Genomic DNA, 12,587 nt, shown 5'->3' with positions numbered 1-12,587 from the left:
GAATTAGGGTTCTTATTTCGAAAAAATAAAATAAGAACCTAGAGAAAGATAAAACTAGGATTACATTTCAGGACGAAGTTTAATGCCCTGAATTTTACTGGTTATTTTTTTGTTGGCGGCACATTCCACTGTAGCAAGTAATTTGTCATTATTGGAAACTTCAACACCAGCCGTATATTGCTGAGACATTTTATCTAGGCTGTCATTGACCCGATATATGGTTTTTCCATTCGGAATATTAATCGCATAATTCTCATAGCGACCAATGCCTTGCCATTGATAGGTGGTAACTTTGTCACGAGAAATCTTGATTGCTAGTTCTGGTGTAGCATTTACCTTACCGAATGAATAGCTAATCGTATTACCAGCATCACAGACCTGAATCACTTTGTTATTGGTCGTTGTACACTTGAAGATCGTTTTGGTCTGGCTTGGGCAAGCTGCGAATAATGAATAGCTACAGGCAGCAACGGCAAGTCCGATGATTAATTTTTTCATTTTAAAAATCCTTTTAACTATTTATTGATAGTGGCAATATTTTTGTTCACCAAATGGTTCATCATCGCCCAAGCTAAGCGCTGATACTTTCTGGCTTTTTAATTGCTTGGTCGTGATATCCCCACCCCAAGTATTAAAAATCAGATTGATTGAACCCTCTGGACCACTTCTCACCACATAGTCTGCAATTGCACCCTCACCCCAGCCCTCGTGGTAGCAACCATACTTAAGCTTTTTCTCAATGCTATTGATACTTTCTTTATTAAGAAATATCCTAGTACCATTAGTATTTAAATAATCTGTGGTCACTTTTCCACTTAATGTTGCATTACTTAAACCATACTGATCAAAACGAGCCACAACCCTATTTCCATTTTTTAGCTTCCAAATAATTAGTTCATCGACTTTCTCCACTGGTTTTCCTAGTTTGTTTGTAACCGTTTTTAGTGAATCACCGACTGAAAGCTTTACCCCATTTGCAGAAATAAAATCATCTGAAAAAACAGATGTAGTGATAGCCAGTAAACTGAAGAGCAAGATGGATTTTGATAATTTCATTGGATAAGCCTCTTTTTGAATTATCATTTTGATAAGGCTTTATTATTCAATATGGAATGGACAGGTTATGTCCTTTTAAATAAGTAATGAGAATATGTCATTACTTATTTTATGCTTAGTGAGACTATAAAAGATAATAATTGAAAATAGTCGTAATTTTTCTTGCAACTCTATTTTCAAATTAAGACCTAACACTTTTCAGTTATTTAAAGCTGATAAATGTATAGTTAGCTATTAAAATAATCCATCGATTTACTCCTGAAACTCTAATGAATATAAACCCCTATTAGTTTTTAGGAACTACACTAAACTGAATTTCAACTCTTCGATTACGCCCATCAGTGGAATCCATGTCTGGTAAAGGATGCGAATCTCCAAATCCAGCAACGATCAGCTTTCTTGACTGAGTCTCATCAAGCTGTGAAATTAACAATTTACGGGCTTCTCTTGCTCTTGCGGCTGATAAAGTAAAGTTATCATCATAGACTGTACAAAAACGAGCAAAGTCTGTCACTGGACGAGATACAGGAAGACTATCAGTATGTCCTTCAACATAAATTGCAGCATAAGGATTTTCTCTTAAAAATGTTGATATTTTTACATCAATATTTTTAAAAGCTTGCGCTGCTAAAGGGGTAATACAAGCACTGCCTTTTTCAAAAATATTATCTTTCAATGTTATGCGACCATCTGCAATATCAAATAATATTAGATTGCTAGCACCATTTTCCTCAACAGATTTTTTAAGTTCATTTAACATTTCAGTAATACGTTTTTGTTGTGCTGCACCACCCTGTTCAAGTTCTTGTTTATGCTTTAACTCAGCATAAGACTTTTGAAGCACAGACATAACGAGCAGCAACATTACTACTGCCATTACTCCAGCCATCAAATCAGATATAGAAATCCATTCATTAGGCTTATCCTTCACCATTATCTCCTTTTATACCAAAAAGGCTTTTTGTTATATTATTAGAACGGTTAGATTTTCCTGAGGATTTATTTTTTTGATTTACTAACTTTGAAGAAGCTGGAGTATTTCCTAATCGTTGTAATACATCTTTTTGTATTTCTAGACTTTTCGCCAAATTATCCAAAGTTGGTTTTAATTCTGCAAGTACCTCAATATTTTCTATAGACTCTAAAATACTATCTGTTTTCTTTGCTAGACTAATCATATTACGATTACTTTCAGATACTGCTTTTAAACCACCTGTAATATCACCTGAGAGCCTCTCGACAAGCTGAGTCATGCCAATGACATTTTCATTTAAATGCTCACTTGTTTCAATAAATGTTGCATATGATTTTTTCTGAATATCCATCGATGTATTAATTGTGCTAGTTACATCCATCATAGTTTTATCAACACTATCAGACAAACTATTAACTGCTATTGAAATATCTTTAGTTGCTGCACTTAACCCATTTGACATCTCAGCCATGTTTTTACTAAAGCTTGTATTCATACCTGTTATTGTTGCATTTAGGTCTTCTTTCATCAGTTCAACCACATCTTCCATATTAGTACGGAAAGAACTAATTACATCCTGTAGATGTGTTGCAGAAATACCCATATCTGATGCTGCCTTTGACATACCTGATGCTGCTAATCCTAACTTATTAACAGTCAATTCATTTTTTTCAATAAATCCCACCATAGCATCTCTGGTATCTTTACCTTGTTTCACTAGATCCTTAAAAAAAGATTTATTTTCGTGATGTTGTAAATCTATACTTTTGATCATTTGATCATATTTTTCAGATAAATTATTTAAGATTTTTTCAAATGATAATGCTTGATCTTTAATAAGCTTTATATGTTCAATTTGATTATTCTGAGCCTCATTAAGCAATTTTGATTGATCTTCATGGCTAAATCGAATAGCCGATACGGTATCTTGACTAAACTGTGATAACTGCTTGAGTTGCTCTTTGTTAGAATCCTGATTAATTTTCACAGTTTTCTCAAATTGCATAGCAAGTGTTTGCATACAATCAATAATTTTTTGATTATTTGCGCGATCTTCTTGAACTTTTTGCTCTCGAACAATATCTAGTTCGCTTTTAACTTTTTCAATTGACCAACGTAATCTACGCTCTTCATACCCATTTTTAGATAAGATGACTTTTAATAAAATAAAAGCTAACAATCCCCATGTTGATGTTTTAAATTTTGTACCTAAACCTTCAAGCATCCCCATCAACTGTGACATAGAAGCATCCATATTACTAATGTCATTAGCATTAGTTAAAATTGAAGATGCCTTATCAAGAGCTAAACCTAAGCCTAAAAAAGTTCCTAGTAAACCAATAATTAAAATCATACCTGGCATAATATCAGCCAGTTTTTCTGAGGATGTAGCTACTGCTTCACTAATTTCCATAACGGAACTATGTTCAGCATCTAATTTTTTCCGTTTATCCCCCTTATTTCCACCGTACCAGTTATTTTCCCAGTTTTCAGGTTTAGCCTTTTTATAGACATGAAATACAGTCCAAACAAACAAAGACCAAATTATAATAAAAAATAAAATAGGTAAAATTTCTACTTTTATTGGTGATACATGAATTGGTAATAAAAAATTGAGAATACTTAGAATATCCATTACGCAACCTCAGCTTCTATCAAATCTTGATTACGTTTTTTACTATCTTCTGAAAAAATATTAGCATAATCAGTAATTAACATCTGCTCATCTTCTGTTAGCTCATCCCACTGTTTATTATTTTGAGCACAATCGATTAATAATTTACCAACCTCTGCAACATCCTCAACAATGTACTCCCTACCTTCAGCTTCAAATTCCTCTGCAGATTTTTCTAAGACTTGCAAAAACCCTTCAGCAGCATGCACATAACTTTGCATAGCACGATTTTCTTGGGCTTGACACTTTAAATTATTATTTGCTATTGCAAGTTCATTTTTAAAATCAGTTAATTTAGTTTCTTCTTCAGAAGTCAAAGGCTCAATTTTCAGTTTTACTTCTAATTGTTTCATTTCACGTTTTAACGCGGCTGTATCCCTATTAAGTTTTTCCCATTTAGCTTCCATGTTTTGATATTTAGTTTCCCATGCACGGATTAACTCTTCAAATACAAAAGGAATTAATGACTTACCATTAAAACGTCGTTTGATAATCTTGTCTAGACGTTCTGCATTTGCATCTGATAATTGTGGATTATCTGCTAGAAGATCTGCTCCTACAGTCAGTAAGAATGAATCATCGGCTGTAATTTCACTCAAACTCTGCGCAGTACTTAGTGTTTTTTCCGCTGCTTTGAGTAATTTTTGGGTTGCACGTAAGCGTAGATAATGTTCAAAATCACTGATCTCATCTCGAGCTAAAATACCTTGGATACGAGTTTGGACTAAAATATAGTCATTAATAACCGCAGCAAATCTAATAGACTGTCGTTGTTCTTCATTAGTCATTGCATCCATTGCTTCTTGCATATCACGTTTACGTTGTTCTGCTTCTTCAACTTCTTCTTTATCTAAGAATTGCTCACGAAAATTTTGAGCGGCCTTAGATGCCCATATGATCGCTTGTTCGACTTTTTTTAGAATTGGGCTATTTTCTAAAGCTAGTAAAGCTTGAATGCCTTTTTCGACAGCCTTTGCAACACCTTCAGCCCAAGGAAATGGTAATAAAGCAATCCCTTTAGCTATATAAGGTGCTAGCATTTCCACCCAAGGTTTTGCAGTTTTCCAGATATCTTTAACTGCACCAACGAAATTCTCAGCTTTATCTGCGAGCCAACCTACCGCACTACTAGCAGCACTTTTGGCAGTATCCCACACCTTACTTGCAACTGATGTAATACCCCGTCCAACAGACGAAACTGCAGAGCTAACACTTGAAGCAACTGAAGAAAATGCTGAACCAATAGAACTAAAGAACCCCATAATTATCCCCTTCTATAAAATTAATTTTTAATACCTAGTAACGATTTTGCTGACCGTACTTCATCACTACTTATTGCATTATTTCTACTTGCAACTTCTGACTTAGCATGATTAACACGATGGATGACTTCTTTTAACTGCTCCAGCTTTAACCTAGGCTCTTCTTGTACAAGCTCTGCTTCCAACAGTACTTTTGGTAATACCAATCGCATGCAAGTACGAATCTCACGACCAGAAAAACCTTCTGATAATTCAGCTGCCCAACTAATAAGTTCTTCTCGCGCTACATCTAATGGAATTTGTTCCACTAGCATTTTTGACCATAAATGTTTACGTGCATCCAAATCAGGTAAATCAAAATGTATATGATGACTAATTCTACTTCTGAAAGCTTCATCATAATTTTTAGCAAAGTTAGTCGCAAAAATAGCTATTCCGTTAAATTTTTCCAATTCAATCAATAAAGTTGAACGCATTGCATTCACCTCATTATCAATTCCTTGGGTTACGGCAGATAATCGCTTTCCTAATAATGTGTCTGCTTCATCAAAAAATAAAACTGCGTTTGCTTCTGTTGCAGCCTTGAAAACAGCTTGAATATTTTTTGAAGTTTCACCCATAAATTTACTTTCAAGTTCAGCTATTCCCAACTTAATGATATTTTGCTTCAAACTTCCAGCAAAAGCTTCTGCTGTTAAGGTTTTACCTGTCCCTGGCTCTCCAAAAAAGTTTAAAATAACACTGCGTCCTTGCTTATCAACTGAACCAAAATTCCAATCTTCATATATAGTTTTATGAAATTTTAATTTAGCAATACCCTCATCCAATTGAACACGAGTTGTAGCCGATAAAATCACATCATTATCCAAAGTTACAGTTGGCTCAGTTACTGTAAAAAAGTCTTGAATTTTATTTTCTGAGGTGATGTTCCGTATATTTTGATTCACCTCTTGCTCACGTTCAGATTGAAACTGTTGTAAACGTTGTCTAGCTTTTTCCAATTTTTTTTGTTCATCTATAACAGTTAATAGCTCAACATTGTTATCACTCATTTTCCTAAGTCCTTTAAAAAACCTAATCTTCATAACTACACGTATCTCTTTATATTGTTAATTATATCTAAACTATCAATCACCCCATTAACTCAAACCTTTTCCACATATTTTTAAATAAGAATAGAATTGAGTGTTATCCTTTTGAAACAAAGACAAAAATGAGATCTATTGAAATCGATATATCTTTTTCATCGTTAATGATATTTTCTCCTAATACTTAATATCTAAATATTCTTTCAACTCCATTTCCATCTCATCTTGCATTTCTTCAGGATTTACAATTTTAATGTGAGGAATCCAATAACGAACTAAAGGTAAAATCTGAGTAATATGTGTGATTCGGCTAGATAACAATAATCCACCATCATCCAATTTTTTAATGATCTGCTGTTCAGGCAAAAGTTGTCGTTGCTGGAAGTGCAAAGCAACATCCGTATGAACAGTTAGAATAATTTCCTGTTTTTCCTGACCAAACCAAATGCTTTCCTCATCCTCTAACTGAGTCAAAATGCTTGTATCAGGTCTAAAACTTAAAAGCTCATGTGGATGTGCCGATAACTCAATCCGACTTAGACGATAAGCACGCAATACACCCTTACGCACTGCTGCTAAATACCAACAGCCATGATGATGAACCAACTTATAAGGCTCAACCACACGAGGTTCACCTTTGTAAATAAAACCTATTTGTTGATGCTTACGAATAGCTTCCCCAAATACTTCAAATAAAATTTTAAATTGTGATGCATCTTCAACGAAATAGCCTTTGGCATCATATACACGACTATCTAAAAGCTCTCGTATAAATGAAACATCAAGCTTAGGATATAAATGCCGAATGCCTGAGATTCTGGCAAAGGACTGAATATCTTTTAATTTCAACTTACCTAAATAGGTTGGGTCTAATGAAAAATACTTACCTTCTTTTTGAATCGGTAAATTACAACTTTCCAACCGAACTAAATCACGGCGGATAGTCTTAGGATGTGCATCATAGTAGTCTGCTAGTGAGTTAATGCTTAGTTTTTCGCCTGAGTTTAGCCTTGATAAAATATCAATCAAACGATTTGCTAAAGTCTCATTCTTATTTGATGTTTCTAGTTTCATACTTGAAGCTATTTCCTGAATTTTAATCATTATGTTGATTAACAAGACAGGTTGTGTCCTTTTTGATTGAGAAATTTATTTATCTGTTATATTCATAACGGCAAACAAATTAACACAAAGAATACAATCAATAAATATATACATAACAATTATCTTTTTTTAAATAAATCTTGTTGAATAATTTTCAAACATACCACTTTTTAGAATTCACAATTTTAATCTATATTATATTTTAAGCTAAAAATTAAGTATCATTTATGATTAAACCATCTTGAATCTTTACCAAACACAGTAGACAGGTTATGTCTTTTTTAAACAATAAGTCACTTAAAAACTAATCTAAGCAAAAAATAAGGGAATTTTACTCCCCTTATTTTTTTCTTTGTGCAATTTTAGACTCTATCCAATCATAAATCTCTTTCGACACCCAACCGATCCTATTTTTCGTCAATGAAATTGGTTTAGGAAAATTTGGATCGTAATAGCTAGATTTAGGATCGATTATTTCATAGATAGTTGAACGGCTAATGCCAGTAATCTCAATTACAGTCTTGATATTGAAGATTTGATATTGGTATTGATTAGATTGACTCATGCATTTACTCCCAGTTTGTGATTGAGAGGCTTTCTCTCAATACAAACCTGAGTTCTGTATTTTTCTACCAATGACTCAGACCTAATTTACTGCACGTACACTTTGTCTAAGCCCCTGTTTTATATCATTAGCAGTTTGAGCAATTGAGACAGTTGATTCCATATTGGGTTGTACCTCAACCGTATTTTGCTGATCATTATAAAACTCTTCCACAATATCCAGCCCCTCATCACTGCCCACCTCAAAGCTGGCATTGCCATAGCCCTGTCGTGCCACGAAATCCAATGCCTCCTGATAAAACCCTGCGGCCTTGCTTTGTTCATCTATATGCTTTGCATTGGTAATCGCTTCCTGCAAATTAATGCCATCACGTAAAGTTAAGTCCACGTAATAGATTGGAGTACGGTAGCTTTGAGTCGTACTCTTACCTCTCAACGTCAATTGCAAAGGCAAACATGACAGTAAGTCGCCCGAAGCGGCATGATAATAAAGAAGACGAGCTGCCAGCGTCCGAATACTATTAAAACCCGTTGTTCTGAAGATAAATGTCCCTAACTCGTCCGATTCATCTAAGTTGACGTAGAGTCTGCCATAGGGTTTACAGAGTCCGCCTTGTGCCAGTGGACATAAGTCAGGTGATGGACATGGATGTTGTTCAATACCATTTTGTCCGAGTCGCTGACAGGTTTCTCCATTACCCGAACAAATTAAACGTCCTGTCTGTCGATCAAATAAGCTGTACTCTGCTCTAAGATTAAGCTCAGGATCATTAAAAATCATACGGACTGGAATGATTCTGAGTTTTTGATTCGGTGCTTTGGCACGGAGTTGCTCATCCAGTGGATGTTTCACCCAACCCTCTTTGTTTTGGATTTGGCTGGTAATAGTAAATTGGTCATCCTTTTCAGGAACACGTTTACCATTCTTTTCTATAATTTTACCAATGCTGATACGCCCAAGTACGGGTGGTGTAATTGCTAGACCTTTAATCATGAGATGAATCCTTATTTTGTTAAATATTTACGAAGTCACGATATTTACTGTAAAGCACCGCCTCTTCACCTATTCCAGTTCAGCCTGATCAATCACCTCTCTTTATTCATCGGTCACAAGAGATTGAGTGCATCAAAGATTTACGCAAAGCTTCTCCAACGCCCTTTCTCTGTTATTTGGAGGGAGGGCAAGTGGGGCGGCTTTGCGCATTTTTTAGGTTTCAGGAGGAGGGCTAGAGTTGGTTAAGAACTTGAATGAATATTAAATCTGCGACTACCAATACGGGTTTGAGGATACTGATCTAATAATTCGGGCTGTGCTTGGAGTAATGCTTTCTGGTCTAACACCACACTATCCTTCGATTTCTTCCATGTCACACTGCCCTGACTAAATATGGCTTTTTCAGCATCCTTCATTAATATCTGAATACGATGCTTGAGATAGTCATATTTGGTTTGATGATGTGCTAGATGCTTCTCCTCATTCAGTAGATCAGTAAATAGCTGATCTACTCCTGATAAAGTAGACAGATCCACAGTTTGTAAAGGTATATGCTGCGGGTATAAAAGTTGCAAAGCTTTAGCTGCTGACTCACTGGCATCGACATGAGGTGGTATATCGTTTTCTACACAAGACCAGAAGATTTTTTCTGAAGCAATAAGACGATTGATCACAATTTCATTGCGTTCAACTTTATATATCTTGGCTTCATGTCCACAGATTAAGGCACAGATATGTGCTGCTTGTTTACCCGTAACAGCCAATTGATGCTGTACTTGAATGAGCACATACAAAGGTACACCGTCTCGCCAATGCTTGGTTCCCCACTCTCCAACTGATTTACATTCTAGAAGTTGTACTTCTTCACTGCCTACGACTGCATAATCCAGATTGGCTAACATAAAAGCTTTGTCTTCATCGGGATGTTGTAAAACTGCATTGACCCGACGAACCTTATTACCAGTACGCTGTTGATAGTAATCTGCAATCAACGGTTCTAACTTGTTCCCCCAATACAAAGGTGAATAATGGTTCTTAAAAGGTTGATCTGGAGGCGCTTGCATTCGACCTGTTTTAATCATCCATAGTTCCAACATCGACATATGTGGATTTAAACCACAAGCTGCTGCGGCATCACTACTTCCAATGCCTTGTTTTCTTACTTGTAACCATTGCTCACGACTCATACCTTTGGTTTTAGCCAAACGTTTAGCTGAATTTGGCTGTGATCTAGAAGTCAGAGCGGTTTGGGGTGGATTTAGGTTTAAAGGCAAATGAGCGATTGCATGACTTGATGAGGTTTGAGTATTTGGATTCATCATATTCTCCATATCTGTAAAAAATTAAAAATTTGGGCATAAAAAAAGCCGCACCTGGGGGAAGTGCGGCAAAAGGAAAAACGACTTATTAAAATTGATTCAGGAAAGGTTCAGCTTAGGCTATTCATTTAATAAATGAGCCCCTATGTATGTTGAATTTAAGCCACCATTCTTAAGGCTTGTTCTACTCCTCGTTGTTTAATAGCAGCCCCCATACCAAACCAAGCCGAATCCAATCGATGGTCGGTACTCATCGCTCGTCGTTCATGGTCACAGAACTCTGTAATGGCACAAAGTAAACCGTAAGCTGTATCTTTGGCTGAACTGAGTTCTGCCCCACGCCCTTGTCCATTGAACATCGTCATGACTTTTGACATTGCTCGTCCATTCGGCTCAGTTTTACTGTCTGATCGAGATGAATTTATTTGGTTAGGCATTGCAGCATTACGGTAGAACTGAATGATGCTTTCATCCTGTTCAGCAATGCTTAGATTGGTATTGTTAAACACTGCATCGAAGTAAGCTGAGGCTTCTTGCTGTGTTACCTTCCGTTGACTGAGTTGCTTCATCTCGTACATATGCTCATCCCATGTACGAACTGAAACACCCAATTGCTGCTTTACTTTTTCTGCATCGAAACGAGTGCTGTGTGGGACTTTAACAACGCCTGCACTATTCTGTCCTTTTAGCGCAATCGCCAAAGTGTTATTACAGACCACTCGAATTGAAGTGAATTGTGCAGTTGTAGCAAGTGTTCCATCACAAGCCGTTGCTAATAGAATATAGCCATTACTGACATCCTTGCCCTTCAAGGCTGCGGTCTGCCCAGTCTTAGCCAATGCCCAGAACTTCTTACCGCCTTTGAGTACACCTGCTGTCTCAAGCTCAAAACCTGATTGTTCAGTGAGGTCTCGATAAAACTCCAAAATAGAACTTGGTTGCACTTCTTGAAAGCGTTGGCTAACAACAGATAACGGTGCATGGGTATCAGAACGATACAAAACTCGTTGCTCTTCAAAAGGCATAATAATACTCTGACCTTTCTCATTCTGCGCCATGTAACTGACATCAGATGATTCAATGCGCCAGTCCATACCTGCCTGCTTCGCCCAAACTTCAATTGGCTGATCTGGAGTAAGCTGATTACCTAGACCATGCCAAGGGGTTTCACCGACATACGCCATTTGTTCAAGTTGATGTGCCATGATGATTTCCCCTGTCCTTAGTTGAAATTGCACTGACAATTGTTGCAATGGAAATAGCACGTTGGTCGCTGTGGTTGTGAGGGTTGAATAAAACTATCAATCAAGCCACCAACAACAGCACCAGCCAATCCACCAAGTAATGGCGAGAATGGAGTTGGCAAACTTTTAGTAATGCTTGCTCCAATGCCTGCACCTGCCATCGAAGAAAAACTGTTATTACTAGACTGCTGTGTGGTTGCACGACTGATATTGTCTGAGTAGCAATATGGACATGTAATATTCATAAGATATACCTCATTAAATGAAAAAAGGCTTACCAATCGGCAAGCCTGTGTTTTTGAATGTAAGGGAAAAAGAAAACATTCAATCTTCATGTTAATGATGTATATCTGTGATTTTTTGGGATTGAAACTTTTCAAAGCTTTGGATGAATTGTCCTTTACTAAATACTCTCATACCTTTCAATCTAGCACGTAAGTATTGGTCATCCTTTTCAGGCAAAGCCAGATAACCTATTACCTCAAAAGCATTGGTGATCGCAAATTTATCATTACGTTCAATCAACCCTAGACCTAATTTATTCAACTCGCAATATCGCTGCTTATGATCTTGCTGATTACAGTTAAAAAATAAACCATCACCTTTGGTAATTTGCTTCTGCCAAAGCTCTCCGATACTCTGCGCTAAGTAACTATCTCGACACCGTATAGAGCCATTATAGATCACTAACAAATGGCAATGGAAACCTTTACTTTTCCCCCCTTGCTCTAAACGATAGGCATAACCTACCTGATCTCTAAAAATCGTATCCTTGTTTTGAATGCGATTTATTAACTTCTTAATATCTTTATCAAATTGACTAATCGTTGCACTACGCTCATATTGATAAGACAAATCAACCCGAACTAATAATAATTTTCTATGTTGCCCAAGCAAACCTTCAAAATATTTAAATAGCACTTGTCGGTTACGTTGGTTCTTAACATGAAGTTTACTAATAAAGTTTTTATGCTCTTCTCGTAATTGATTCTGAAAGGATTTAAATGCCTGCTCTTTATCAAAGACAGCGTAATTATCAAGATATATATTCCGAGGCATAAGATCAAAGTAGGTCTGGACCAATGGACTATATTCATAATTACCGTCATACACGGAGCTAGCTAACTCAAGAATTTGCTGATGTTCTGTTTTAAAGGATTTCCAATCATACATTTTGCTCAAAATAACATGCATGAAGTTTTCGATTTTAAGTAAAGCATGAGATTGATTCATTAGGGACACTCCAAGGTCGTTAGTCCATAGGAGTGTCTGTTTAGTATTTTTATAAATTAGAATAGATCTGTTTTG

13 protein-coding genes are annotated in these 12,587 nt (G+C 36.2%); all 13 read right to left on the bottom strand.

Annotation, left to right across the window (positions count from 1 at the left end; translation table 11 throughout):
* Positions 1–60: 60 nt before the first annotated feature.
* The 13 genes from H2677_RS05420 to H2677_RS05360 all read right to left on the bottom strand — a co-directional run bounded on the left by H2677_RS05420 (position 61) and on the right by H2677_RS05360 (position 12,512).
* On the bottom strand, positions 61–498 hold the full coding sequence (locus H2677_RS05420; RefSeq protein ID WP_212639305.1) for a hypothetical protein: 438 nt from the start codon (positions 496–498) through the stop codon (positions 61–63).
* A gap of 21 nt (positions 499–519) precedes the next feature.
* The gene (locus tag H2677_RS05415; RefSeq protein ID WP_212639304.1) at positions 520–1,056 is read right to left on the bottom strand and encodes a hypothetical protein; all 537 of its coding nucleotides are present in this window, start codon (positions 1,054–1,056) and stop codon (positions 520–522) included.
* Positions 1,057–1,342: 286 nt separating this feature from the next.
* Entirely contained in the window at positions 1,343–1,990 is a 648-nt protein-coding gene (locus H2677_RS05410; protein ID WP_228301663.1) for an OmpA/MotB family protein, read from the bottom strand.
* The gene (locus H2677_RS05405; RefSeq protein ID WP_212639303.1) at positions 1,977–3,665 is read right to left on the bottom strand and encodes a hypothetical protein; all 1,689 of its coding nucleotides are present in this window, start codon (positions 3,663–3,665) and stop codon (positions 1,977–1,979) included. Before H2677_RS05405 ends, H2677_RS05410 begins: the two co-directional genes overlap by 14 nt.
* On the bottom strand, positions 3,665–4,966 hold the full coding sequence (locus H2677_RS05400) for a hypothetical protein (RefSeq protein WP_212639302.1): 1,302 nt from the start codon (positions 4,964–4,966) through the stop codon (positions 3,665–3,667). Before H2677_RS05400 ends, H2677_RS05405 begins: the two co-directional genes overlap by 1 nt.
* 20 nt (positions 4,967–4,986) lie before the next feature.
* Positions 4,987–6,018 carry an ATP-binding protein gene (locus H2677_RS05395; protein WP_212639301.1) on the bottom strand — a complete coding sequence of 344 codons (1,032 nt, stop codon included), beginning with the start codon at positions 6,016–6,018 and terminating at the stop codon, positions 4,987–4,989.
* Positions 6,019–6,231: 213 nt separating this feature from the next.
* Positions 6,232–7,128, bottom strand: coding sequence for a helix-turn-helix transcriptional regulator (locus H2677_RS05390; protein WP_212639300.1), 897 nt, complete (start codon positions 7,126–7,128; stop codon positions 6,232–6,234).
* A 370-nt stretch (positions 7,129–7,498) separates the two neighbouring features.
* Positions 7,499–7,723, bottom strand: a complete 225-nt coding sequence (locus tag H2677_RS05385; RefSeq protein ID WP_212639299.1) for a helix-turn-helix transcriptional regulator — start codon at positions 7,721–7,723, stop codon at positions 7,499–7,501.
* A gap of 81 nt (positions 7,724–7,804) precedes the next feature.
* On the bottom strand, positions 7,805–8,716 hold the full coding sequence (locus H2677_RS05380) for a recombination directionality factor (RefSeq protein WP_212639298.1): 912 nt from the start codon (positions 8,714–8,716) through the stop codon (positions 7,805–7,807).
* A 242-nt stretch (positions 8,717–8,958) separates the two neighbouring features.
* Positions 8,959–10,035: a YqaJ viral recombinase family nuclease gene (locus tag H2677_RS05375; protein ID WP_212639297.1), complete on the bottom strand. Its 1,077-nt coding sequence runs from the start codon at positions 10,033–10,035 to the stop codon at positions 8,959–8,961.
* Between the two features lie 158 nt (positions 10,036–10,193).
* On the bottom strand, positions 10,194–11,240 hold the full coding sequence (locus H2677_RS05370; RefSeq protein WP_212639296.1) for a DUF932 domain-containing protein: 1,047 nt from the start codon (positions 11,238–11,240) through the stop codon (positions 10,194–10,196).
* Positions 11,241–11,257: 17 nt separating this feature from the next.
* Complete coding sequence (locus tag H2677_RS05365) at positions 11,258–11,524, bottom strand: hypothetical protein (RefSeq protein WP_212639295.1); 267 nt, start codon at positions 11,522–11,524, stop codon at positions 11,258–11,260.
* Between the two features lie 91 nt (positions 11,525–11,615).
* Positions 11,616–12,512, bottom strand: coding sequence for a YagK/YfjJ domain-containing protein (locus H2677_RS05360; RefSeq protein WP_212639294.1), 897 nt, complete (start codon positions 12,510–12,512; stop codon positions 11,616–11,618).
* Positions 12,513–12,587: the final 75 nt, after the last annotated feature.

The sequence above is a fragment of the Acinetobacter junii genome (genome assembly GCF_018336855.1).
GTDB classification, from domain to species: domain Bacteria; phylum Pseudomonadota; class Gammaproteobacteria; order Pseudomonadales; family Moraxellaceae; genus Acinetobacter; species Acinetobacter junii.
The sequence above is the reverse complement of the archived record's forward strand: the minus strand, read 5'-3'. Positions and strand labels throughout refer to the sequence as shown.